Genomic DNA, 25585 nt, shown 5'->3' with positions numbered 1-25585 from the left:
GAAACGCGCAACGGCCGCACGCGCTGGACGCGCGGCGGCCGTGGACTCACACGACGAAACCCGCAGGAAAGACGGGCAGCCTGTCGAGGCGCGGTGGCTTGGCCTTAAGCTGGCTTGGCCTTAGGCGGCCTTGCGCACGGCGGCGGCCTCGGAGAAGACCTTGACGATCTGCTCGACGAAGGCGGCCAACTCGTCATGGCCCAGCGCCGTGATGGTCACGTTGTCCACCACCAGGGCCTCGTCGCTGATGTTGCCGCCGGCGGCTTCCAGTTCGGCGCGGACGGCCTCGGGGGCGGCCAGCGTGCGGCCCTTCAGCTTGCCCGGGATGGCCAGGAGCTGGATGCCCTGGTCGATCGCGGCGATCGGCTTGCCGGCGTCCAGGAAATGGCCGACGATGCGGCGGGTGTGGGCGCTCTGCTGGAGCTTGGTGACGCTGCGCTCGCCACCCGGCAGCAGCAGCATGTCATAGTCGGCCCCCAGAACCTCACCGACCTGCTTGTCCACCGGGAAGTAGTGGCCCCAGGACTTGCCGTGCCAGCCGTTCACCAGACCCTGTTCGGGAGAAATCGTACGAAGAGTAGCGCCGGTCTTGAGGAGAGCCCGTTGCGGCTCCGTCATCTCCAGTTCCTCAAAGCCGTTGGCGACGAGAATGGCAATGCTCTTTCCTGCGAGGGGTTGATCCATACTGTCTTGTCCTTTCATCGTTCAACCAGTGTGCGCGGGCCATCGCGAAGAATGCGCCGTTGGGGAAAAGAAACGGCGCACGCCGCGCAAGGCTTTGCGCGGCGATGGGACCCGCAGCCGGCCCTCGTCAGGTGAGGTCCGGCGGGGGGGCGGTCACGCCCCTGATCGGTTTGTGGTGAGCATGGAACACAAGTGGCGGCAACGAGGTCCCAAGTCAATGGCTTATTCCGCACTGCAACGCAGCTTCCCCACCGCGGGGAAGGGCAACCGGCGCGGCGATTTCGCGGTCGCGCTCAAGACTTAATCACGATTTCCCGATTGTGGCGGTTGGCATGGCGCAGGTCAGCCATGCCGTCATGGCGCGGCTGTGACAACGAAGGGCCGCGGAAACGGCGACGGGCAAAAAGAAGCGGGCCGGGGCGGGCCCCCCGGCCGTTTGAAGTCAATAGCGTCAGCCGTTCGAAGAGATCCGGCTCGCACACCGGATCGGGAACCACCGGTCACCGGAGCGGCGGGCCGAGGCCAACCGTCCGAGGATCGGCGCAAACCGGTCATACGGCCCGAGCCGGGGAGGCTGCCGCGATGGGCGGCCGTATGACCCTTTCACACTTTGCGGGGGCAAAGTGCTGTCTCGTTCAAAGCGGGCGCGTCCGGCGGATGGAACCGGACGCGCCCAGCCCTTCGATCAATGGAACTGATCGGCCTCGGTGGAGTCCTTGTAGGCGGTGGTGGAGGACTGGCCGCCCGAGATCGCCGTGGCGACCGCGTCGAAGTAGCCGGTGCCGACCTCGCGCTGGTGCTTGGTCGCGGTGTAGCCTTCGGCCTCCGCCGCAAACTCCGCCTCCTGCAACTCCGAGTAGGCGGCCATGCCGCGCGCCGCGTAGCCCTTGGCCAGCTTGAAGGCCGAGTAGTTCAGGCTGTGGAAGCCGGCCAGCGTCACGAACTGGAACTTGTAGCCCATGGCGCCGATCTCGCGCTGGAACTTGGCGATGTCCGCCTCGTCCAGGTTGGCCTTCCAGTTGAAGCTCGGCGAGCAGTTGTAGGCCAGCAGCTTGTTCGGGAACTCCTTGCGGATCGCCTCGGCGAAGCGCTTGGCCTCCTCCAGGTTCGGGCGGGAGGTCTCCCACCACAGCAGGTCGGAGTAGGGGGCGTAGGACAGGCCGCGGGCGATGCAATGCTCGACGCCTGTGCCCTTCTTCAGGCGGAAGAAGCCCTCCGAGGTGCGGCCGGCGTCGAAGTCGATGAAGGGATGGTCGCGCTCGTCGACGTCCGAGGTGATGAGCTGCGCGGACTCCGCGTCGGTGCGGCAGAGCACGATGGTCGAGGTGCCCATGGTGTCGGCGGCCAGACGGGCGGCGTTCAGCGTGCGGATGTGCTGCTGCGTCGGGATCAGCACCTTGCCGCCGAGATGGCCGCACTTCTTCTCCGACGCGAGCTGGTCCTCGAAGTGGACGCCCGAGGCGCCGGCCTTGATCATCGCCTTCATTAGCTCGAAGACGTTCAGCGGGCCGCCGAAGCCGGCCTCGGCATCCGCGATGATCGGCGCGAACCAGTAGGTGTCGCCCTTGCCCTCGGCCGTCTGAATCTCGTCGGCGCGCTTGAAAGTGTTGTTGATGCGCTCGACCACCGCCGGCACCGAGTTGGCCGGGTACAGGCTCTGGTCCGGGTACATCTGGCCGGCCAGGTTGGCGTCGCCGGCGACCTGCCAACCCGACAGGTAGATGGCCTTCAGGCCGGCCTTCACCGCCTGCATCGCCTGGTTGCCGGTCAGGGCGCCCAGCGTGTTGATGTACGGCTCGGTGTTCAGCAGCTCCCACAGGCGCTGGGCGCCCATCTCGGCCAGCGTGTACTCGATCTTGACCGAGCCGCTGAGGCGCTTCACGTCGTCCTGGGTGTAATCGCGCTTGATGCCTTCGAAACGCGCGGCGCGGAGAGCGGCCTTGGTCTTTTCATCGAGCGACATGGTCGTTTTCCTTCTTTTCGTCACCGTTGCGCTGCTTTTGAGCGCTGCCCTGACAAAACAACTAAAACGCTCTTCGCTGCCTTGCAACATGCCCTTGTTTGTAAAAGGGTCTGTTTGTAAACTGCCGTCCGAAAAGCTCTGTAAATCAGTAAATATTGTAAATCTGCTCAGCTGGAGTTGGGGCGGTCATGGACAAGAAGGCGATGCTGGGTCCGAAGGTGCGTCGGCTGCGCCGCGACCATGGGCTGACCCAGGCCCAGATGGCCGAGCAGCTGGGCATCTCCCCCAGCTACCTGAACCTGATCGAGCACAACCAGCGACCGGTCACCGTGCCGCTGCTGCTGAAGCTGGGCCAGCAGTTCGGGGTGGACCTGCAAAGCTTCGCCGAGGACGAGGAAAGCCGTCTGGTGGCGGGCCTGCGCGAGGTCTTCGCCGACCCGCTGTTCGACGGCTCCGACATCAAGAACCAGGATTTCCGCGAACTGGCGGCGGTCGCCCCGACGCTGGGGCAGGCGGTGGTGGCGCTCTACCGCGCCTTCCGCACCAGCCGCGACGACCTGCAGACCCTGTCGGAACGGGTGGCCGACCGCGAGAAGCTGCATCTGGTCCAGACCTCCTCCTTCCCGCAGGACGAGGTGCGCGACCTGTTCCAGGCCCATTCCAACCACTTCGCCGAGCTGGAGACGGCGGCGGAGGAGCTGTGGCAGGAGGGCCGGCTGGAGAAGGGCGACCTCTACCGGGGCCTGACCGACTATCTGCTGAACAACCACAGCGTCCGCGTCCGGCTCCTGCCGTCCGACATCATGGGCTACGCGGTGCGCCGGTTCGACCGGCACGGGCGGCGCATCCTGCTGTCGGAGATGCTGGCGCCGTCCGGGCGCAACTTCCAGCTCGCCTGCCAGATCGCCCTGCTGCGCCACCGCGACCTGCTGAACCACATCGTGGAGGCGTCGGGCCTGACCGGCGACGAGGCGCGGCGGCTGGCCCGCATCGGTCTCGCCAACTATTTCGCGGCGGCGGTGGTGATGCCCTACGCCCGCTTCTGGGAGGCGGCCAATCAGGTTCGATACGACATCGAAATATTGCGGCGCCGGTTCGATGCCTCGTTCGAGCAGGTCTGCCAGCGGCTGACCACGCTGCAGCGGCCGGGGGCGAAGGGCGTTCCCTTCTTCCTGATGCGGGTGGACAGCGCCGGCAACGTGTCCAAGCGCTTTTCCGGCGCCGGCTTCCATCTGGCGCGCTTCGGCGGCGGCTGCGCCCGCTGGATCGTCTACGAGGCCTTCCGAACGCCGGGAAAGATCCACAGCCAGCTGGCCCAGATGCCCGACGGCACCACCTATTTCTCCATCGCCCGCACGGTGGTGAAGGCCGGCGGCGGCTTCCGCAGCCCGCCGCAGCAATTCGCCATCGCGCTGGGCTGCGACCTCCAGCACGCGGCGCAGATCACCTATGCGGACGGTGTGGATCTCGAAAACACCGAGGCGGCGACGCCCATCGGTGTGAATTGCCGGCTCTGTCCGCGATTGGATTGCTCACAGCGCGCCTTCCCGCCGCTGAACCACCGCTTGATTGTCGATGAGAATCTGCGCGGTTTGTCGCCCTATCTCTTCGCCCCGCCGGCGGGAGAGTAGGGCCGTTTATTTTGCAATACCGTCTTGTGGTAACCGAAAAGCCACAACAAAATTGTTGGTATAAATTAGTGGTCTGTTGACGAATTTGTTGTTAAAGAGATGTGCTGCAATGCGGCACGGCTTGGCTTCTGAAACGACACCGGCCACGGCATGCCGGTCACCGAAACGGACCTGCGGATTCCATGAGCAATCTGATTCATGAGCGCGTCCTGCGCGTTCACCACTGGACGGACACGCTGTTCAGCTTCACCACCACGCGCGATCCCTCGTTCCGTTTCGATCCCGGACAGTTCACCATGATCGGCCTGGAGGTGAACGGCCGGCCGCTGCTGCGCGCGTACAGCCTGGTCAGCGCCAGCTACGAGGAGACGCTGGAGTTCTTCTCGATCAAGGTGCAGGACGGCCCGCTGACCTCGCGCCTCCAGCACCTCAAGGAAGGCGACACGCTGCTGGTCAACCGCAAGGCGACGGGCACGCTGGTCACCGACAACCTGCTGCCGGGCCGCAACCTGTACCTGCTCAGCACCGGCACGGGCCTCGCCCCGTTCCTCAGCATCATCAAGGACCCGGAGATGTACGCCCGGTTCGACAAGGTGATCCTGACCCACACGACGCGTACGGTGGGCGAGCTGGCGTACGGCGACATCATCAACAGCGTCCTGCCGGAGAACGAGTTCTTCGGGGAGGACGTGGCGCAGAAGCTGATCTATTACCCGACGGTGACGCGCGAGCCCTTCCGCAACCAGGGCCGGATCACCGACCTGATCCGCAACGGCAAGCTGTTCTCGGACGTCGGTCTGGCCCCCTTCGACCGCGAGGTCGACCGCGTGATGATCTGCGGCAGTCCGGCCATGCTGGACGAGACCAGCGGCATCATGAACGAGCTGGGCTTCTCCATGGGCCACAACGGCGAACCCGGTCATTACGTGATCGAAAAGGCTTTTGTGGAACGCTGAGCGGAATCGCTGGAATAAAGCGGGCCGTGGTTCGTTGATGGATCGTGACGATGGCACGTCATCAACACCAGTCGGCCCGGTCGGGTCCGACCGGTCCTTGACGGGCGCGCCTCCCTTCCGGGGGCGCGCCCGTTTTCCTTCTGGAGCTACGCGGTTCGCCAGACCGTTTTGCCGATCCCGCATTTGGTGTAGACATCCCCTCCATGCGCCTCATCACGATCCTCGCCGTGCTGCTCGTGGCCGGCCTCGCGAATTTTGCCGTCTGGTCGCTGCCGAACCAGCCGGTGCCGCTCGACCCGCCGCCCGGCGGCAAGTTGAAAAGCGTGTCCTTCGCGCCCTTCCGCGACGGCCAGAGCCCGCTGACGCAAAAATTCCCCAGCACCGAACAGATCGACGAGGATCTGGCGGCCCTCGCCCCGCAGGTGGCGGGGGTGCGCACCTACACCGCGCTGGAGGGGCTGGAGGTGGTGCCGGAACTGGCGCGCCGCCACGGCATGCAGGTCACCATGGGAGCGTGGCTGTCGTCGCGGCTGGACAAGAACGAGAAGGAGGTCGCCTCCCTCATCGACCTCGCCAACCGCTACCCGGACGTCATCACCCGCGTGATCGTCGGCAACGAGGTGCTGCTGCGCCGCGAGCTGACGCCGGAGCAGGTGACCGGCTACATCGACCGCGTGAAGGCGGCGGTGAAGCAGCCGGTGTCCTACGCCGACGTCTGGGAATGGTGGCTGAAGTATCCGCAGATCGCGGATCACGTCGATTACCTGACCATCCACCTGCTGCCCTATTGGGAGGACGTTCCGACCGACGTGGCCGGCGCCATGGAGCGCATCCGCGGCAGCTACCGCACCATCGCCCAGCGCTTTCCCGGCAAGCCGATCCTGGTCGGCGAGACCGGCTGGCCGACGGAAGGCCGGTCGCGCGGCGCCGCGGTCACCGGGCTGGTCAACAAGGCCAAGTTCGTCAACGGCTTCGTCCGCCTCGCCGAGCAGGAGGGCTTCGACTACAACGTGATCGAAGCCTTCGACCAGGGCTGGAAGGCCAAGCTGGAGGGCACGGTGGGCGGCCACTGGGGCCTCTACACCGCCGACCGTCAGGCGAAGTTCGCCCTGGCCGGGCCGGTGGTGGAGAACCGCCAATGGCCGATGCTGTTCGGGGTCTCCTCCGGCCTCGCGCTGGCGCTCGTCATCGGACTGACCCTGCGCGGCCGTCCGCTGACCGCCGGGGCCTTCGCCGCCCTGGCCTTCCTGGCGCAGGCGCTGTCCACCCTCTACGTCCACGCCGTCTGGGGGGCCCTGCACGGCAAGCACTACCCGCAGGACGTGGCGCTGTCCGTCGTCATGCTGGCGGCGACGGCCGTGCTGTCGATGGCCGTCCTGCTGGCCGCCCGGCGGGCGCTGGGCAGCGGCGGTCTGGCGCTGGAACCGCTGGCCCCGCTGCGCGGCCGTCCGGCGCTGTCGCGGCTGGAGACGGTGGGCAAGGCCGCCGCCGTGGTTCTCGCCCTGCTGGGGATCGTCTGGGGCTTCCTGATCGTCTTCGACGGGCGCTACCGCGACTTCCCCAACTGGTACTTCGCCCTGCCGGCGCTCGGCCTGCTGGCGCTCGGCGCCATGCGCGCCACGCGGCGCCCGGAGGGCACGGGAGCGCTGGCCGCCTGGGGAATCGGCGGGTTGTTCCGCCCCGCCGTCCCAGTCGCTGATTCCCCGGTGGCCGATGCTCCGGCGAGCGGCCTGTGCGGCGCCGTCCGCCGCCTGCCGCTGGAGTCGGCGCTGGCCGCCCTGCTGCTGCTCGGCGCGCTGCTGACCGTGCTGGCGGAAGGCGTGGTTCCGATGGAGTCGCTGATCTACGGGCAGCTTCCCATCATGGAGGCCCTGCACGAGGTGGTTTGGACCAGCCCGAACTGGGAAGCGCTGTCCTGGGCCAGTCTTCAGCTTTTGCTGGCGGTGCCCTACGCCGCCGCCGTCCTGGCCGCCCGCTGTGGCGAAACCGCCCGCGCCGGCCACCAGTGGGCCCGCATCGCCGGGCAGTGACCGGTTCCCCCTCTCCCGCTTGGCGTGGGAGAGGGGACATGCTCCGCTTCAGGCCGCCTTCTCGCTTTTCCGGCCTTTCTGGTGCTCCGCGGTCCAGCGCTTGGGGTCGTGCAGATAGGCGTGGATTTCGCCCTGGGCCTGCCCGTTCAGGTAATGGCCGCGGTTCGCCACCTCCAGCACGTCCCACCAGGTCGCCAGCGCGTGCATCGTGATGCCCAGCGGGGCCAGATGCTCCTGGATCTCGTCGAAAATCCCGTATTGGAACAGCACGAACAGGTCGCGCACGTCGCAGCCCGCCTCCTTCAGCGGCTGGGCGAAGCGGGCCTTTCGGTGGCCGTCGGCGGCGATCTGCTCGACCAGGAGCACGCGCCAGCCCGGCTCCACCCGCCCTTCGATCCGGTGCTTGTAATCCTGCTGGCCCTCCGGCGCCTCCTTGCGCACGAAAACGAGGGGAAGCTCCATCCGGTCGGCGATCAGCGCGGCCCAGGGCACGCCGGCCCCCTCGGCGGCGGCGATGGCGTCCAACTCGCCGTCGCCGATCTCCTGTTCGATCATTCGCAGCGCGAAGTCGAGCACCTCGTCGCGCACCGCGGGGTAGGAGAGCAGCCGCCGCCCCTCCAGATGGATCGGGCTGACCAGCCCAGACCCGTGGCGGCACAGATGGTCCGGGTCGTACCGGACGCAGCCGGTTTCGATCAGATGGCGGGCCACGCTGATGGCCCCTTCGCGCAGTTCGATGTCCCAAGCGTCCGGTATCATGCCCTGCCCCCGTCGTTTTCCCGTTGTTTTCTCAGCTTCGGTTTTTTTCGCCTCACACCTTTCTCCCGATGATCCCCCGTTCGGGGCGGGCTGCAACCCCTCCACACGCGCCGGGATGGGCGCTTTGGTGGTAGCCGGAACGGGGGAAGACAACGCGCCGCAGCCTCCCTCCGCCTGCAGTCGTGTGCGCGGACTCGCCGGGGCGGTTGACACGAACCGCATCAAACGTTGAAAAAGAGAATCGAATTGTAGCCATGCAGCTTGGCAGAGCGGGGCGGGGAGCGGCGATGTCGGACATCCAGGGCTGGGGCCAGGACGAGGACGACGACCTGCTGTTCGCCGACGAGGACGCTCCAGATCCGTTGTCCGCGACGTCCGGCCCCGCCGCCGCTCCCTGGAAGCTGCTGATCGTCGACGACGATCCGGAGGTGCACGCGATCACCCGCGTCGTGCTGAACGACGTGACCTTCGACGGGCGGCGCCTGCATTTCCTGTCCGCCCATTCGGGGGGCGAGGCGCGGGCGATCCTGAACGACCATCCCGACATCGCCGCCGTCCTGCTGGACGTGGTGATGGAGACGGAGGACGCCGGCCTGCGTCTGGTCCATCACATCCGCGAGGTGCTGGGCAACCGGCGGGTCCGCATCATCCTGCGCACCGGCCAGCCCGGCCAGGCGCCGGAACGGCAGGTGATCGTCAGCTACGACATCAACGACTACAAGGCCAAGAGCGAGCTGACCGCCCAGAAGCTGTTCACCACCACGGTGGCCGCCCTGCGCTCCTACCAGCACATCGACACGATCGAGCGGAACCGGCAGGGGCTGGAGACGATCGTCGACGCCGCCGGCGCCCTGTTCGAGCAGCGCTCCATGGACCGCTTCGCCGTCGGCGTGGTGGAGCGGGTCGCCGCCCTGCTGCCGCGGGCGGCCGGCGCCTTCCTGTGCGCGGTGCCGTCCGGCCTAAATCCGGAAGGCCCCAATCCGGAAGGTCCCAATTCGGAAAGCCCGGCGCCGCACGACCGGTCGTGGGAGGCGGTGGTGCTGTGCGGAACCGGCGTCTTCGCCGATGCCGCCGGCCGGCCGGTCGGCGCCGTGCTGCCGGACGCGGCCTGCGCCGACATCGCCGCCGCCCTGGCGCGGGGCTGCAGCCTGCACCGCGACGACCACAGCGTCGCACCGTTCCAGACCCGGAGCCCCGGCCCCGGCGCGCTGTTCATCGGCGGGCATGGCGGCCTGCCCGACTTCGAGCGTCGGCTGCTGGAGATTTTCTGCTCCCGGATGTCGGTCGGGTTCGACAACGTGGCCCTTTACGAACAACTCCGCCTCGCTCAGATCGCCACGGTGCACGCCCTGGGCAAGCTGGCCGAATACAAGGACGAGGTCACCGGGGAGCATGTCCGGCGCATCGGCCGCTGGGCCACCGCCATCGCGCGGGAACTCCAGGCGCAGGGCGCCTGCGGCGGCGCGGCGGACGACCTTTTCTGCGAGCTGATCGGGCTGGCCAGCATGCTGCACGACGTCGGCAAGGTCGCCATCCCCGACCAGATCCTGCGCAAGCCCGGCAAGCTGGCTCCCGAGGAAATCACCCAGATGCGGGAGCACGCGACCATCGGCGGGCGCATCCTGCGCGACGCCTCCGGCCCGGTCGGCGGCCGCAGCTATCTGTCGATGGGGGCGGAGATCGCCGAGAGCCACCACGAGAAGTTCGACGGCACCGGCTATCCCCACGGGCTGGCGGGCGACGCCATCCCGCTGTCGGGCCGCATCGTGGCGGTCGCCGACGTCTACGACGCCCTCCTGCACCGCCGCCCCTACAAGGAGGCGTGGGAACCGGCGGCGGTGGTCGATCTGATCCGCGCCGAGGCGGGCCGGCATTTCGACCCGCGCGTCGTCAGCGCCTTCGTCGCGGTCCTGGAGCGCGGCGGGCCGGAGGCGTAGACAGCCCCCGGCCGCACCGTTCCATTTACGAGCCCCGGCCTTTTTAAGAACCTTGGCTGAGCGCCTCGGCCAGGGCGCGGTCGGGATGGTTGCCGCCGACGATGAGCTGCATGGAGCCGGTCGGCACCTCCACCCCCAACTCCTCGAAGCGCTTCCTCATGCGGCGGTTGAACTCGCGCGACACGCCCCACTGCCGGGTCGGGCGGGTCTTGAAGCGCGCGGTGATCAGCTGGGTCGAGTCGGGCTGGAACTTGTCCAGGCCCATCACCTCCAGCGGCGCCATGATGTCGGGCGCGAACAGCGCGTCGGTCTGCAGGCTCGTGCCGATCTCCTTCAGCAGCTCGATCACGCGGTCGGGGTCCTCGCGGTAGGCGACCCGCACCTCGAACAGGGCGTAGGAGAAGTCCTTCGACATGTTCTTGACGGTGCTGACCGAGTTGAAGGGCACCGTGTGGATGGCGCCCGACCCGTCGCGCAGCCGGATGGAGCGGATGGAGATGGCCTCGACCACGCCGGAATGGCCGCCGCCGACGTCCACAACATCGCCGATGGAGATGCTGTCCTCGAACAGGATGAACAGGCCGGTGATGATGTCCTTGACCAGGGTCTGCGACCCGAAGCCGACGGCCAGACCGACCACACCGGCACCGGCCAGCAGCGGCGCGATGTTGACGCCCAGCTCCGACAGGGTGATCAGCGACACCATGGTCACCAGCACCACCAGGAAGGCGTTGCGCAGCAGCGGCAGCAGGGTGCGCACCCGCGCGCTGCGCTCGATCCGCGTGCCGTTGCGGTCGGTGGAGGCGAGGAAGCGCTCGATCATCGCGCTCACCACCTCCCAGGCGACGATGGAGCCGACGAGCAGAAGGCCGATGGTGACCGTGCTGCGCAGGATGCGCTGGCCCAGCCGCGTGTCCGTCCAGGCCAGCGTGTCGAAGCCCCAGCCGTAAAGGATCATCATCGCCGCGCCGACCCAGATCACCGTCTTCACCACACGGTGCAGGAAGGGCAGGTAGAGCGAGGCGCGGTCCTTCAGCGGCGGCAGGGCGCCCTGGCTGTCCGGGACCATGCGCAGGCCCCGGCGCAGGCCGCGGTTGATGCCGTTCACCAGCAGCCGGGCGATCACCGCGACCAGGATGGTGGTGCCGGTGGCGCGGGCCAGATACTCGAACCCGCCATAGACGTTCAGCACCCAGACGCCGAAGGTCACCACCACGTAGATGATCGCCAGCACGTGCCAGACGTCGGCGAAGCGGCGGCGGGCGGAGCGCAGGACGGCGCCCTGGCCCTCCGACTCGCGCTCCGCGGTGGCCGTCGGGTCGCCGTCGCCGGACAGCGGGTTGCCGTGCATCCAGTCGGCGACGATGCGGCGGTTCTGCAGGATCAGCGCGATCAGCATGCCGGCAATGGCCAGCCCCAGCAGCTTCAGCAGCGCCCCGTAGGCGCCGAGCGGCAGGCCCAGCACATAGGCGCCCTCCGCCAGGAAATAGCCGTAGACGCCGACCGCGGCCAGCCGGCGGACCCAGCGGTAGAGGCGCAGCGCGTTGGCGTCGCCCACCCGCACCATCCGCAGGGACGGCGCGAAGGGCGAGATCAGGATGCGGGCGGCGACCAGCAGGATCTGCAGGATGACGGTGGCGTTGATGACCGCCAGCGCGACCAGCCGGACGCGCGGCCCCGGCTCGCTGACCGACAGGATGGCGTAGGCGACGACGATGAAGGCGGCGATGGGCGCCAGCTCCAGCAGCGCGCGGCCGAGCAGCAGCGGCAAGCGCACCAGCACCGTGGTGCCCCGGCGGGCGGCCAGCGCGTTGCGCGGGCGGGCGAGCAGCCAGCCGACGAAGCGCTCGATCGCCAGACCGGCGGTCAGGATCATCGTCAGCTGGATGGCGATCTGCACCCAGCGGTCGCGGGCGGACGGGTCGACCATCTGCCGGTTCGCCCACTCGATGGCGCCGGGCAGCTCCTTGAACACGTTGCCGACCTGGACGAGCTGGCGGCTCAGCACGTCCATGCGCTCGGCCAGGAAGGACAGGGCGCTGGCGCCGATGGTCTCGGGCAGGGTGCTGGCCGCCGGGGCCTCCTCGGCCTTGGCCTGCTCCAGCCCCTTCTGCGCGGCGACCAACGCCTTCAACTGCTCGACCAGCCGGGCGCGGGCCGCCGGGTCCTCCAGCGTCGTGATCATCGCCTGCATCTGCTCGGGCGTCGGATCGGGCGAGCCGGCGGGTTCCTCGGGGGCTGCGGCGGCGGGGGCCGGCATGGCGGCGCCCGGAACGGGGCCGGCGGCCAGCGACGGCGCGGCGAGGCCGGCGAGAAGCAGCAGAAGGACGGCGAGTGCGCCCATGCAGGGGACCGTCCACCGGGTGCGTGCGCGAAGCATCCCTGTCCTTTTCCGTGATTTCAGCAATGCGGGCGTGAAGGCCGGGGACGTTATCCCGTGCCCGCCTCCTTGCCAACCCGCGCAGTTTCAGACCTTTTTGGGACGGAATTGCGGCCCCGCCCGCGGCGCCGGCGGGCTCCGGACAGGGGTTCAGGGGGCTTTTCCGCCAACCTGGGCGTCGTCTTGAGCACCATCTTGCGCGTCGTCCTGCGCGACATGACAGGCGACTCGGTGGCCCGGCGCCACGGGGGCGAGCGTCGGGGGGACCTGGGCGCAGCCGTCATGGGCGAGCGGGCAGCGCAGCCGCAGGGCGCAGCCGGTCGGCGGGCGCAGGGGCGACGGCGGATCGCCGTGCAGCGCCGGTCGGGCCAAGCCGGCCGCCGCGATCAGCGCGCGGCTGTAGGGGTGGCGCGCTCCGGCCGCCAGAACCGCGCTGTCCGCCGACTCGACGATCCGGCCGAGCAGGAGCACCAGCACCCGCCGGGCCATCCGCAAGCCCTCCCCGGCGTCCTGGGTGGCGTAGAGCAGGGCCAGCCGGCGGCGGCGGCGGATCGCCTGCAGCAGGGCCAGGAAGTCGGCCCGCTCCGCCCCGTCGAGCGTCGCCGCCGGTTCGTCGCAGACCAGCAGGCGCGGCTCCGGCAGCAGGGCGCGGGCCAGCCCGGCGCGCGCCGCCTCGGCCGGAAGGAGCGCGCCGGGATGGAGGTCGAGGACCGCCGCGGGAAGCCCGACCTCCTCCAGCGCCTCGGCCAGCCGCGCGGCGCGGTCGGCTGTGGATTGGGCGGCGGAGCGGGAAGGATGCAGCGACTCCAGCGTCTCGGCGAGCTGAGCGCCGATGGTCATCAGCGGGTCGAAGGCGGCCAGCGGATCGGGGAAGAGGATTTGCAGATCCCGCCGCGCCCGGCGCATCGCCTCCGGCGGGGCGGCGGCGAGGTCGGTGCCCAGCCAGGACACCTGACCGCCGACCGGCGGCACCAGCCGCAGGATGGCGCGGGCCAGCACCGACTTGCCGCTGCCCGTCTCGCCGAGCAGGGCCAGCGTCTCGCCCTCGGCCAGTTCGATGGACAGGCCGTCCACGACGGTCAGCCAGCGCTCCTCACCGCGCCAGCCCCGCCCCAGCGGGAAGGCGACGCGCAGGTCGCGCACCGACAGGATGGGCGGGCCGGAGGGCGCCGGCTCCATCGGGGGCGGGGCGGGGGTGGGCTCCTCCTCCGGCGCTTCCAGGCGCCCTTGGGCCAGGATCACGCGGCGGTCGGCCAGATTGGAGCGGGCCAGACCGGAAGGAACCGGATCGGGTTGCGGGCGTCCAGCCAGCAGCAGCGCCGTCCCGGCCTCGCGCGTCCAGGCGGCGAGGTCGCTCAGCAGGCGGACGCGCTGGGTGGGGTCGAGTGCGGCGGCGGGGGCGTCGGCGAGCAGCAGCGCCGGCTCCGCCGCCATGGCCAGCGCCAGCGCGGCCCGCCAGCGCATCGCCTCACCCAGCTCGTGCGGGTGGAGCGCCAGCCGGCGCGCGGCGGCTGGCACCTGGAAGCGCTCCAGCGCCTCGGCGGCACGGCGCAGGGCGGCGCGCTCGTCCAACCCGGACTGTCGGGACAGCAACTCCACGAACTGGGCACCCAGCGTGCGAAGCGGGTCCAGGGCGCCGTCCTGGGTGACCAGGATGCGCCGCCCCCGGATCTGGATGTCCCCCAGCACCGTGACGCCTTTCGGGGCCAGCCCGGCCAGCGCGCGCAGCAGCAGCGTCTTGCCCGCCCCGGCGCCGCCCGACAGGGCCAGCACCTCGCCGGGCTCGACGGCGAAGCTCAGCCGGTCGAGCAGGATGTCGCGGCTGGTCAGCAGGGACAGCCCCTCCACCCGCAGCGGCGCGCCGTCGTCCGTTCCGCTCACCGGCGCCCTCCTGCGGTGGCGGCTGTTGAGAAGGCCAGCCGCATCCCATCGCCCACCCCGTGCAGCGCCCACAGGGTCAGCGCCAGCAGCAGCGCCGGCCCGGCCAATGCCACGGCGTCGCCCGCGCGTGCCGCCGCGCCGATGGCGGTTCCCCAGCCGGTCACCCCCTCCGGCAGGCCGAGGCCGAGCAGGCTGGCGAGGCTTTCCGCCATCAGGGCGCGGGGAAGGGCGGTCCAGGCCGCGGCGGCGAGCGGCAGGACCGCGTTGGGCAGGATGTGGCGGCGCAGCCGGCGTCCGTTGGGAATTCCGGCGGCCTGGGCGGCGCTCAGGAACTCCCGGCGCAGCAGGGCGCGCAGCTCGTCCCGCGCGATGACGGCCACCGCCGGGGCGGCGCTCAGGGCGGTCACCACCGCCATCGGCGCCAGCCCGCGCTCCGGACCCAGCAATCCGCCGGCCAGCGGCAGGACCAGCGCCAGGGGCAGGCCGGTCAGGGCGGCGGCAGGCGCCATCATCATCCGCTCCGCCCGCTCGCCCAGAGCCACCGCGGCGGCGGCCCAGAACAGGCCGAGGGCGGCCCCGCCCAGCCCGGCGAGCAGCGCGAAGGTCAGGCTCTGGTGCCCGGCGGCCAGCGCCGCCCCCACCGGGCCGCCCCCGGCGACGAGGCCGGCCGCGACCGCCAGCATCAGCGCCGCGAGAACGGTCAGCCCCGCGGCGGCGGGCCGATGCGCGGTCAGCCGCTGCCCGGCTTTCTGCCAGGGGCCGTCGCGCCAATGAGAGTCGGTGCCGGCGGGTCCGTGCATCAGGCCATCCGGGCGCGCGGGTCGATCCAGCCGCGCAGCGCGCCGCCCAGGGCGCCCAGCAGCACGGCGAGGCCGCACAGCCCGGCGAGCGCGGCGAAGGCCATGCCGGTGTCCCCGGCGCGCGCCGCCTCGACGAACAGCCGCCCGGCACCGGAAAGGCCGGTCCCGAACAGGCTTTCCACCGCCACGGCCGCGGTCACCGTTCCGGCCGCGGCGCTGCGCAGGCCGCCCGCCGCCGCCGACAGGCCGAGCGGCAGGGCGAGCCGCCAGAGCAGGGCGGAGCCGTCGATTCCCCGCCCACGGGCCGCCAGCAGAACGGTGTCCTCCGCCCCCGCCCGCGCCCGGCCGGCAAGCGTCGCGGCCTGAGCAGCGGCGGGCAGGGCGAGGGCGGCAAGGGCCAGCAGGAAAGGCGCCTTCGCCAGCGTGGCGGCGAAGACCGCGGCCAGCAGAAAGCCCGGCATGGCCGGACCCACCCCGCCCAGCACGGCGCCGCCCGCCCCGCCCATCGCGCCGAGCAGGGCGCCGAGCACGGTCCCCAGCGCCAGCGCCGGCAAAACCAGCGCCAGCGTCGCCGGCAGGGCGGCCAGCATGGCGCCCAGTGCCGGCGCCCAGCCGGGTCCCGCCAGCGCGGCCACCACGGCGGCGGCGAGCGCGAGGCCCAGCAGGGCCGGCACCACGGCCAGCACCCGGCGCAGGACGAGCCTCAGCATCGGCCCTGCCGAGGGAGGGTGGCCGTGACGGGTGGAGTCGACGGAGGAGCGGACAAGCGGATCACAACAGGCGGGCCATAACAAATGAGACACGGGACAATGGCGGACACGAATGGATTTCTCCTGACGGTACCCAGGTCCCGGCCGGTCGGGCAATGGAATTTCGCCTCTCGGCGGGGGGCGGGGAGGGTTGGGCGGCTGCGGTGTTGTTCGGGCATTCGCCTTCCTGGCCGGTCGCAGCCCGCCCCGGACGCACCATATGTGAACCCCCGATGCCGATCCCCGCAGGAACCCCGGTCCAGCCGCGTCCCATGCCCGACCAGCCGTCCCTCTCCACGCCGCCGGACCCAGCGCTCACTGGGGGGCTCACCGGCGCGCTCTCCACGGCGGCCGCGGACCCGCTGCTGGTGCCGGGCCGCACCTGCTGGCGGGTGGAGCGGGCGGAGCGGGTCGGGGTCATCGTCGATGCCGAGGACTACTTCGCGCTCGCCAAGGCGGCGATGCGGCAGGCGCGGCGCAGCATCTACCTGACCGCCTGGGACTTCGACGCCCGCATCCGGATGACCCCGCAGACGCGCCACCCGCGCCGCCCCGACAAGCTGGGCAACCTGCTGAACTGGCTGGCCGCGACCCGCCCGGACCTGACCATCCATGTGCTGAAGTGGGACTTTGCCGAGCTGTTCGATCTGGCCCGCTGGTCGCAGCCGCTGTTCCTGCGCGGCTGGCTCAGCCATCCGCGGCTCCAGTACCGGCTGGACGGCGACCATCCCGCCGGGGCCTGCCACCATCAGAAGATGCTGGTGATCGACGACCGGCTGGCCTTCTGCGGCGGGCTGGACATCACCGCCAACCGCTGGGACACCCGCGCCCACCGCGCCGACGAGCCGCTGCGCCGCCAGCCGGACGGCACCCCCTACGAGCCCTTCCACGACGTGATGATGGCGGTGGACGGCGCCGCCGCCCGCGCGCTGGGCGACCTGTTCCGCGAACGCTGGCGCCGCGCCACCGGCTGCGTGCTGTCGCCGCCCGCCATGGACGTGCTTGGCGGCGGCGGCGGCGTTTCCGACGGCAAGCGTCCCCGGCGGCTGCGGCTGAAGGCGCGCCGGGCCGGGCCGGACAGTCCCGACCCCTGGCCGCAACAGCTCGTCCCGCTGCTCAAGGGCATGCCCGTCGGCATCGCCCGCACCGAGCCCCACTACAACGGGCGCGTCGAGGTGCGGGAGGTCGAGGCGCTCTACACCGCCGCCATCGCCGCGGCCGAGCGCTTCATCTACATGGAAAGCCAGTATTTCGCCTCGGTCGCCGTCGCCGAGGCGCTGAAGGCGCGGCTGGCCGAGCCGGACGGGCCGGAGGTGGTGGTCGTCAACTCCGCCCGCACGTCGAGCTGGCTGGAGAACACCGTGATGCTCGGCGCCCGCGCCCGGTTGGTGAAGGAACTGCGCGAGGCCGACCGGAACGGGCGCTTCCGCTTCTACATCGCCAAAACCGGTGAGGCGAAGACCGAGAGCGCCAAAACCGGCAGCGTCGGCATCACCATCCATGCCAAGGTGATGGTGGTGGACGACCGGCTTCTGCGCATCGGCTCGGCCAACCTGAACAACCGGTCGATGGGGCTGGACACCGAATGCGATCTGGCGCTGGAGGCGCCGCACGGGCGTGTGGAGGGGCGCGAGGCCCGGCTGGCCATCGCCGGGGTGCGCGACGATCTGATCGCCGAGCATCTCGGGGTGGCGCCGGAAAGCGTGACGGCGGAGTTGCGCCGCTCCGGCTCGCTCATCCGCACGGTGGAGACGCTGCGCCGGCCCGGCGGGCGGACGCTGGAACCGCTGGAGGACGCCGACCCCGGCCTGCTGGCCGCCGCCGTCGCCGATTCCATGCTCTTCGACCCCGAACGCCCGGTGGGGGCGGCGGACATCGTGTGGCGCGTCCTGCCGTCGCGCATCCCGCGGCGCCACCACTGGCTGGCGCTGGCGGTCATCCTGGCGGTGGTCGGCGGGGTCTGGGGGCTGTGGAACCACACGCCGCTGCGCGACTGGGCAACCCTGGACGCCGTCCTGGGGGCGTTCGAGCGCCTGCGCGAGTCGGCCTTCGGGCCGCTGTGGCTGATCCTGCTTTATGTCGCCGGGGGCTTCGTGCTGTTTCCGGTGCTGCTGCTGATCGCGGCGACGGCCATCGCGCTGGGGCCGTGGCTGGGCTTCCCCACCGCGCTGGCCGGGGTGCTGGCCTCCGCCGCGGCGCTGTTCTGGGTGGGCCGCCTCACCGGCCGGCGCCCCATCGAGCGCTACGGCGGCGCGGTGGTGCGGCGGGCCAGCGCCGCGCTCGGCGAACGCGGCGTGCTGGCCATGGCGGCGCTGCGGGTGGTGCCGGTGGCGCCCTTCACCGTGGTGAACCTCGTCGCGGGGGCTTCCCGCATCCGGTTTCCCGACTATCTGTTCGGGACGATCCTGGGGATGGCGCCGGGAATTCTTGTCTTCAACCTGCTCGGGCACCAGCTTGAGCGTGTGTTGACGGAACCGACGCCCACCGACATGGTTCTTCTGGGGCTGGCGGCGGTGACCGCGCTGGGGCTCGGCTGGGCCGGCAATCGGCTGGTGCGGGTCCTGGCGGCGAAACGGCCGGCCACGGGGCCGGCCACCGGGCCAGCCACCGGAGAGACAGCGAAGGGAGACCAACAGCGGTGATCCGATTCAGCCGAGAGCGTGTGCAGCGGATCGCCTCCGCGTTGCGCGCCGCCCGCGTCCGCCGCCCGAAGCGCCGCGTCGACAGCCGCAGCGGCCCGGTGCCGGAGGGCATGGCGCCGCTGCGCGTGGCGACCTGGAACATCCACAGCTGCGTCGGGCTGGACGCGCGCTTCGCGCCGGACCGCATCGCCGAGGTCATCAAGGAGCTGGACGTCGATCTGGTCGGGCTCCAGGAGGTCGGCTGGCACCACCGCGGCGAGTCCGGGCTGGACCAGTTCGCCTTCCTTGAACGGGCGACCGGCCTGAAGGCTCATGCCGGCCCGACCAAGCACAACGCCCACGCCCATTACGGCAACGCCATCCTGACCCGGCTGCCGGTCCTGAAATGCGAACCCATCGACCTCAGCGTCGGCCGGCGGGAGCCGCGCGGCGGCATCGACGTGATCGTCGAGGTGGAGGGGCGCCCGGTGCGCATCATCGTCGCCCATCTCGGCCTCGACCCGTGGGAGCGGGCGCGCCAAGTCGGCGCCATCGTGGACCGGCTGGAGGAACAGCCGGCCCTGCCGACCCTGTTCATGGGCGACCTCAACGAATGGGCGCCGAACTCCCCCCGGCTGCGCAAGCTGGCCGAGGCCTTCCCCGACTGGGCCAGCCCGCGCAGCTTCCACGCGCGGATGCCCACGCTGCGGCTCGATCGCATCTATGTGAACAACGGGCTGACCATCCCGTCCTATGAGGTGGTGCGCACGGTGCTGACGCGCCGCGCGTCCGACCATCTGCCGGTGCGCGCCACCGTGGCGGTGCCATAACCGATATTCCCGCTCGGGTATGCCGGACCCTTGATTGTTGCAAGGCGCGTGCGCGGTTCCGCGGGCGCGCCTTTTTCTTTGGTCTTGATCCTCCTGCCTTGCCTCCTTTGCAGTGCAGCGTTGCGCGGTCTGTTTCGTGTCGCTGACTGTTTCCCATGTAAGTTTTTTGCCCGAGAACGGGTGTCGGCTATTGACCTTCCGGATAAGGGCTGGCCAATCTATCGGTTGGTCATACGACCAATGACGGCCGACCAATGACGGCACCCAGCCGACCGGGCGTGGGACCAACCGCTGAAGCGAGGACATGTTGCTCTACCATCTCTACGATCTGCAGCACGCCGCTCTGCGCCCGATGCGCCTCCTGGCCGAAGCGACCCAGCACACTTTCCAGAACCCGTTCAGCCCGGTGTCCTACACCCGCGTCGGTCGCGCCATGGCCGCCGGCGCGGAACTGCTGGAGCGCACCACCCGCCGCTTCCCAAAGCCGGAATTCGGCCTGAAGACCACGGTGGTGAACGGCGAGACGGTGGCCATCACCGAGCGCATCGCCCATCGCAAGCCCTTCTGCAACCTGCTGCACTTCGCCAAGCCGGAGGGCACCCCGGCGCAGCCGCGCGTCCTGCTGGTCGCCCCGATGTCGGGGCACCACGCGACGCTGCTGCGCGGCACGGTGGCGGCGCTGCTGGCCGACCACGACGTCTTCGTCACCGACTGGATCGACGCCCGGCTGGTGCCGCTGGCGCGCGGCCGGTTCGACCTGGACGACTACATTGACACGGTGACGGAGCAGATCCGCTTCCTGGGGCCGCAGACCCACGTCATCGCGGTGTGCCAGCCGGTGGTGCCGGTTCTCGCCGCGGTGTCGCTGATGGCGGCGGGGGACGAGGCGGTGCAGCCGCGCTCCATGACGCTGATGGGCGGCCCCATCGACCCGATGGCCAACCCGACCGTGCCGGTGAAGCTGGCGGCGACCCACCCGCTGTCCTGGTTCGAGCGCAACGTCGTCACCACCGTCCCGGCCTATTATCCGGGCGGCTTCCGTCAGGTCTATCCGGGCTTCGTCCAGCTCTCCGGCTTCATGTCGATGAACCTGGACCGCCACATCGGGGAGCATGTCGGCCTGTTCCGCCACCTCGTCCGCGGCGACGGTGATTCCGCGGAGCAGCACCGCCGCTTCTACGACGAGTATCTGTCGGTGATGGACCTGTCGGCGGAATTCTACCTGCAGACCATCGAGACGGTGTTCCAGAAGCACGCGCTCGCCAACGGCACCATGGAGTCGCGTGGGCGCAAGGTGGAGCCGGCGGCGATCCGCCGGACCGCCGTGATGACGGTGGAGGGCGAGCTGGACGACATCTCCGCCCCCGGCCAGACCGAGGCGGCGCACCGGCTCTGCGCCTCGCTGCCCGACGACATGCGCACCCGCCATTTCCAGAAGGGCGTCGGCCACTACGGCATCTTCAACGGCCGGCGCTGGCGCGAAAGCATCATGCCGGCGGTGCGGGAGTTCATCCGCAAGCACGATTGAAGCCCGTCAGCCCCCGCCCGCCGCGCTGCGGCGKGGCGGGGGACTTCCGTTCAGCGCTTCGGAACGGCCACCGGGCGCAGCTCGTGAAGCAGCCAGACCAGCCCGGACACCAGCAGAATGGCGCCCGCCTGATGGGCGGCGCCCAGCGGGATCCACACGAAGCTCAGCAGCGTGGCGATGCCCAGCCCGATCTGGACCAGCACCATCGCCGCGGTCAGCAGCGCCACCCGCCCGGCGCGGCCGGGCAGGCGGGCCACCCACACCCGCAGGGCCAGCCCCAGAACCACCAGCCCCGTCAGCAGCGCCAGCGCCCGGTGCGTCAACTGGATGGCCGCGGTGTTCTCGAAAAGGTTGATCCACCAGGGCGTCAGGTTGGCGACCTCCGGCGGGATGATGTGGCCGGCCATCAGCGGGAAGGTGTTGTAGGCCAGCCCGGCGTCCGTTCCGGCGACGAAGGCGCCCCAGACGATGGTGACGCCGGTCAGCCCCAAGGCCCAGCGCGCGTGCTTGCGCAGCCGGCTGGACTCGGTCGCCCAGCCGGCCAGCGGCAGCGGGTCGAGAATCCCCAGCGCGGTGCGCAGCAGCAGCCCGTAGATCACGACCGCCATGCCGAGATGCAGCGCCAGCCGGTAGTGGCTGACGTCGGGCCGGTCGACCAGCCCGCTCTTGACCATGTACCAGCCGATCACCCCCTGGAGCCCGCCGAGCAGGAACAGCCCGGCCAGCTTCGGCCACAGGTCGGCGGGGATGCGCCCGTTGACCCAGAAGCGCAGGAAGGGGATCAGGAAGACGAAGCCGATCAGCTGGCCCCAGAAGCGGTGGAACCACTCCCACCAGAAGATCTGCTTGAAGGCCGCCAGATCCATCGCCGCGTTGTGGATGCGGAATTCCGGCGTGGTCTGGTAGAGGCCGAAGACGCGGTTCCATTCCGCTTCCGACAAGGGCGGCAGGATGCCGATCAGCGGCTTCCACTCGACCATCGACAGGCCGGACTCGGTCAGGCGCGTGATGGCGCCGATCACCGCCATGGCGAAGACCATCGCGCAGCAGACGAGAAGCCAATAGGCGATGGGGCGGGTGGAGGCGGGGTCGCGGACGTCTTTCCCGGCGAGGGCGGGGGCGGTGATGTCGGTCACGGACGGGCGGCTCCGGATGATGCGGAAAAGTTCCGGGGGGATAGGGACCTCCGGCTCATGTGGGGTGCGGCAGCGGCTGCGTCAAACGGACACGGGTTACCCCGCCACACCGGACACCGGTTTCGGGTGAAGGCGGCGCGCCGCGGGTGTTACAAATATCAGTCTTACCAACGGCTTCGGATGCGGGGCGGCGATGGCGGACCTCACCCTCGGCTTCGGCCTGTCGTTCCACGAGCTTTACGGGCAGGACGGGCTGGCCCGGCTCGACCGCGCCTTCCTCGCCCGGCTGTCCGACACGGACCTGGCGCTCGCCAACCGGCTGCTCTCCGCCCGCGCGCAGCACGACCGGCTGGAGGCCAAGGCGGAAAGCGACCTGCTGATCGCGCTCGCCCCCCACGCCGAGGATTTCATCAGCGATCTGTTCGGCGTCCGCGCCGCGCTCGACGAACTGCGCGCCCGCCACACGGCGCTGGCGCCGCTCTACACCGCCAAGCGCCTGTTCGTTCAGCGCCGCGCCGCCAAGGCGGTGAAGCCGGAGGCGGTCGCCGCGCTCGACGGGGCGGAGCTGGCCGCAAGGCTGGAGGACTGGTTGGGCGGCCCGCTGACCGAGGCCGCCTTCGCCCGGCAGGTGCTGGCCTGGATGGAGGACGAGGCCACCCACGCCGACCAACTGGACAGCGCCGCCCAGTACGCCGCCTGGGCGGTCTTCAGCGAGGCCGGGCGCGCCCGGCACGGCGATGGCGTCCTGTTTCAGGTGCCGCACCGCACCGACCCGCAGCGTCTCGTCCCCGTGGAGACGGTGGAGTTGCACGGCGTCACCATGATGCGCCTGCCCGACGAGGCATGCCGCGAGCGGCAGGGCTTCCATCTGACCGACCCCGGCACCGATCTGGCCGGCGCTCTGGACGAGGCCAACTACTGCATCTGGTGCCACAACCAGGGCAAGGACAGCTGCTCCAAGGGGCTGCGCGACCGCAAGACCGGCGAGTTCCAGAAGAGCGCCTTCGGCGTCGCGCTGGCCGGCTGTCCCTTGGAAGAGAAGATTTCCGAGATGCACGCGCTGAAGGCCGAGGGCGTGCCCATCGGGGCGCTGGCCGTGGTGGTGGTCGACAACCCGATGTGCGCGGCCACCGGCCACCGCATCTGCAACGACTGCATGAAGGCCTGCATCTATCAGAAACAGCAGCCGGTGGACATCCCGCAGGCGGAGACCCGCACGCTGAAGGACGTGCTGGAGCTGCCCTGGGGCTTCGAGATCTACAGCCTGCTGACCCGCTGGAACCCGCTGGACCTGCGCCGCCCGCTGATGCGGCCGGACAGCGGGTACAAGGTGCTGGTGGCCGGGCTGGGGCCGGCGGGCTTCACGCTGGCCCACCATCTGATGAACGACGGCCACACGGTGGTCGGCATCGACGGGCTGAAGATCGAGCCGCTGCCCGCCGACCTCTCGGGCGTCCTGCCCAGTGGCACGCGGGTGCCCTTCCGGCCGATCCGCGACGTGCGCGACCTCTACGACCGGCTGGACGAGCGGGTCATGGCCGGCTTCGGCGGGGTGGCCGAATACGGCATCACCGTGCGCTGGAACAAGAATTTCCTGAAGGTGATCCGCCTGCTGCTGGAGCGCCGGGCGCGCATGACGATCATCGGCGGGGTGCGTTTCGGCGGCACGCTGACCATCGACGGGGCGCTGGAACTGGGCTTCGACCACATCGCCCTGTGCATGGGGGCGGGCAAGCCGACCGTCGTGCCGATGGCGAACGGGCTGGCCCGCGGGGTGCGGCAGGCCTCGGACTTCCTGATGGGGCTGCAGCTGACCGGGGCGGCCAAGCCGGACAGCATCGCCAACCTCCAGGTCCGGCTGCCCATCGTGGTGATCGGCGGCGGGCTGACCGCCATCGACACGGCGACGGAGGCGCTGGCCTATTACCCCGTCCAGGTCGAGAAATTCCTGTCCCGCTACGAGGTTCTTGTGGCGGAGCGGGGGGAGGCGGCGGTGCGCGCCCGTTGGACGCCCGACGAGGCCGAACTGGCCGACGAGTTCCTGGCCCACGCCCGCGCCATCCGGGCGGAACGCCTGGAGGCGGGCGAGCAGGGGCGCGAGCCGCGCGTCACGGCGCTTCTGCAATCTTGGGGCGGCTCGACCATCGCCTATCGACGGCGGCTGATCGACAGCCCGAGCTACACGCTGAACCACGAGGAGGTGGCGCACGGGCTGGCCGAGGGCATCCGCTTCCTGGAATGCGCCGCCCCGCGCGGGGTGGAGATCGACGAATCGGGCGCCGCGCGGGCGATCCATCTGGCGATCAGCCCGGTCGGGCCGGACGGGGTGGTGGCGCCCGCCGCGGTGGACGCGCGGCTTCCCGCCCGCACCATCCTGGTCGCCGCCGGCACCCAGCCGAACACCATCCTGGCCCGCGAAGAGCCGGAGTGGGTGGAACTGGACGGGCGCTGCTTCCGCGCCATCGACGAGGACGGCATTCCGGTAACGCCGGAACGGACGAGCAAGCCGGCCCAGGCGCATGTGCTGATGGCGCGGGCGCCGGACGGGCGGTTCCTCAGCTTCTTCGGCGACCTGCACCCGTCCTTCGCCGGCAATGTGGTGAAGGCGATGGGCGGGGCGAAGCGCGGCTATCCGGTGGTCAGCCGCGCGCTGGCCCGCCGGGCGCCGACCTCCGTGACGCCGGACGCTCTGGTGCGGCGCCTGAACGCTGAGCTGCGGCCCCTGGTGCACAGCGTCACCCGCCTGACCCCGACCATCGTCGAGGTGGTGGTGAAGGCCCCGGTTGCGGCGCGCCGTTTCGAACCCGGACAGTTCTACCGGCTGCAGAATTTCGAAACGCTGGCGCAACGGATCGGCAGGACCACACTGGCCATGGAAGGGCTGGCCCTGACCGGGGCCTGGGTGGACAAGGAGGCCGGGCTGCTCTCCCTGATCGTGCTGGAGATGGGCGGCTCGTCCGACCTCTGCGCCCTTTTGAAACCCGGCGACCCTGTGGTGGTGATGGGGCCGACCGGCGCCCCGACCGAGATCCCGGAGGGCGAGACGGTGGCGCTGGTCGGCGGCGGGCTGGGCAACGCCGTGCTGTTCTCCATCGGGCAGGCCTGCCGGGCGCGCGGCAACCGCGTCGTCTATTTCGCCGGCTACAAGCGGATGGAGGACCGTTACAAGACCGAACAGATCGAGGCGGCCGCCGACCGCGTCGTCTGGTGCTGCGACGAGGCGCCAAGCTTCACGCCGACGCGCCCCGGTGACCGGACCTTCGTCGGCAACATCGTGGAGGCCATGCGCGCCTACGCGGCGGGTGAACTGGGGCCGGCGGATATTCCGCTGGAGACGGTGGACCGCATCGTCGCCATCGGCTCCGACCGCATGATGGCGGCGGTGGGGGCGGCCCGGCACGGCGTGCTGAAGCCCTACCTGAAGCCCGGCCACGCGGGCATCGGCTCGATCAACTCCCCCATGCAATGCATGATGAAGGAGATCTGTGCCCAGTGCCTGCAACGGCACACCGACCCGGCGACGGGGGAGGAGACGGTGGTCTTCTCCTGCTTCAACCAGGATCAGAGCCTGGACCGCGTGGATTTCGCCAACCTGAACCAGCGGCTGCGCCAGAACGCCGTCCAGGAAAAGCTGACCGCCCAATGGATCGACCGCGGCCTGCGGCTGACCGGCCAGCGGAAGGGGTGAGGTGGATATCAT

At 70.3% G+C, this 25585-nt stretch carries 16 protein-coding genes; 8 read left to right on the top strand and 8 right to left on the bottom strand.

The features are described from left to right. Positions 1 to 120 precede the first annotated feature (120 nt). On the bottom strand, positions 121 to 684 hold the full coding sequence (locus AC1DVI_RS19535; protein ID WP_476959394.1) for a DJ-1/PfpI family protein: 564 nt from the start codon (positions 682 to 684) through the stop codon (positions 121 to 123). 685 nt (positions 685 to 1369) lie between these two features. Then, on the bottom strand, positions 1370 to 2647 hold the full coding sequence (gene aceA, locus AC1DVI_RS19530; protein ID WP_145623284.1) for an isocitrate lyase: 1278 nt from the start codon (positions 2645 to 2647) through the stop codon (positions 1370 to 1372). Positions 2648 to 2835: 188 nt separating this feature from the next. Between aceA and AC1DVI_RS19525 the strand changes: the two genes are divergently transcribed. From AC1DVI_RS19525 to AC1DVI_RS19515, 3 genes are all read left to right on the top strand, one after another. Then, the gene (locus AC1DVI_RS19525) at positions 2836 to 4278 is read left to right on the top strand and encodes a helix-turn-helix domain-containing protein (protein ID WP_149165506.1); all 1443 of its coding nucleotides are present in this window, start codon (positions 2836 to 2838) and stop codon (positions 4276 to 4278) included. Between the two features lie 182 nt (positions 4279 to 4460). Then, positions 4461 to 5234 (top strand): ferredoxin--NADP reductase, encoded by a 774-nt coding sequence (locus AC1DVI_RS19520; RefSeq protein WP_476959393.1) that lies wholly within the window; start codon positions 4461 to 4463, stop codon positions 5232 to 5234. A gap of 203 nt (positions 5235 to 5437) precedes the next feature. Then, positions 5438 to 7264, top strand: coding sequence for a glycoside hydrolase family 17 protein (locus AC1DVI_RS19515; protein ID WP_476959392.1), 1827 nt, complete (start codon positions 5438 to 5440; stop codon positions 7262 to 7264). Positions 7265 to 7312: 48 nt separating this feature from the next. On the opposite strand, the gene AC1DVI_RS19510 is transcribed toward AC1DVI_RS19515, so the two are convergent. Continuing rightward, positions 7313 to 8023: an orotate phosphoribosyltransferase gene (locus tag AC1DVI_RS19510; RefSeq protein ID WP_476959391.1), complete on the bottom strand. Its 711-nt coding sequence runs from the start codon at positions 8021 to 8023 to the stop codon at positions 7313 to 7315. Positions 8024 to 8310: 287 nt separating this feature from the next. Here AC1DVI_RS19510 and AC1DVI_RS19505 point away from each other — a divergent pair, with 287 nt between their 5' ends. Beyond that, positions 8311 to 9960, top strand: a complete 1650-nt coding sequence (locus AC1DVI_RS19505) for a DUF3369 domain-containing protein (RefSeq protein ID WP_476959390.1) — start codon at positions 8311 to 8313, stop codon at positions 9958 to 9960. A 43-nt stretch (positions 9961 to 10003) separates the two neighbouring features. Here AC1DVI_RS19505 and AC1DVI_RS19500 read toward each other — a convergent pair whose 3' ends face one another. From AC1DVI_RS19500 to AC1DVI_RS19485, 4 genes are all read right to left on the bottom strand, one after another. Further along, complete coding sequence (locus AC1DVI_RS19500; protein WP_476959389.1) at positions 10004 to 12304, bottom strand: mechanosensitive ion channel domain-containing protein; 2301 nt, start codon at positions 12302 to 12304, stop codon at positions 10004 to 10006. Positions 12305 to 12490: 186 nt separating this feature from the next. Further along, the gene (locus AC1DVI_RS19495) at positions 12491 to 14221 is read right to left on the bottom strand and encodes an oligopeptide/dipeptide ABC transporter ATP-binding protein (protein ID WP_476959388.1); all 1731 of its coding nucleotides are present in this window, start codon (positions 14219 to 14221) and stop codon (positions 12491 to 12493) included. Next, entirely contained in the window at positions 14218 to 15021 is an 804-nt protein-coding gene (locus AC1DVI_RS19490; protein ID WP_476959387.1) for an ABC transporter permease subunit, read from the bottom strand. The genes AC1DVI_RS19495 and AC1DVI_RS19490 overlap by 4 nt, the downstream gene beginning before the upstream one ends. Beyond that, positions 15021 to 15731 carry an ABC transporter permease subunit gene (locus AC1DVI_RS19485; RefSeq protein WP_476959386.1) on the bottom strand — a complete coding sequence of 237 codons (711 nt, stop codon included), beginning with the start codon at positions 15729 to 15731 and terminating at the stop codon, positions 15021 to 15023. The genes AC1DVI_RS19490 and AC1DVI_RS19485 overlap by 1 nt, the downstream gene beginning before the upstream one ends. Positions 15732 to 16003: 272 nt before the next feature. Here AC1DVI_RS19485 and AC1DVI_RS19480 point away from each other — a divergent pair, with 272 nt between their 5' ends. The 3 genes from AC1DVI_RS19480 to AC1DVI_RS19470 all read left to right on the top strand — a co-directional run bounded on the left by AC1DVI_RS19480 (position 16004) and on the right by AC1DVI_RS19470 (position 20749). Further along, positions 16004 to 18412, top strand: a complete 2409-nt coding sequence (locus AC1DVI_RS19480) for a VTT domain-containing protein (protein ID WP_476959385.1) — start codon at positions 16004 to 16006, stop codon at positions 18410 to 18412. Further along, entirely contained in the window at positions 18409 to 19221 is an 813-nt protein-coding gene (locus AC1DVI_RS19475) for an endonuclease/exonuclease/phosphatase family protein (protein WP_051658011.1), read from the top strand. The genes AC1DVI_RS19480 and AC1DVI_RS19475 overlap by 4 nt, the downstream gene beginning before the upstream one ends. A gap of 307 nt (positions 19222 to 19528) precedes the next feature. Beyond that, entirely contained in the window at positions 19529 to 20749 is a 1221-nt protein-coding gene (locus AC1DVI_RS19470) for a polyhydroxyalkanoate depolymerase (RefSeq protein WP_476959415.1), read from the top strand. A 50-nt stretch (positions 20750 to 20799) separates the two neighbouring features. Here AC1DVI_RS19470 and AC1DVI_RS19465 read toward each other — a convergent pair whose 3' ends face one another. Then, positions 20800 to 21885 (bottom strand): COX15/CtaA family protein, encoded by a 1086-nt coding sequence (locus AC1DVI_RS19465; protein ID WP_476959384.1) that lies wholly within the window; start codon positions 21883 to 21885, stop codon positions 20800 to 20802. 193 nt (positions 21886 to 22078) lie between these two features. Here AC1DVI_RS19465 and AC1DVI_RS19460 point away from each other — a divergent pair, with 193 nt between their 5' ends. After that, entirely contained in the window at positions 22079 to 25573 is a 3495-nt protein-coding gene (locus AC1DVI_RS19460) for a pyridine nucleotide-disulfide oxidoreductase (RefSeq protein WP_476959383.1), read from the top strand. Positions 25574 to 25585 lie beyond the last annotated feature (12 nt).

The organism is Azospirillum sp. P4_B5 (assembly GCF_056402275.1).
This window is presented reverse-complemented; position numbering and strand designations above follow the sequence as displayed.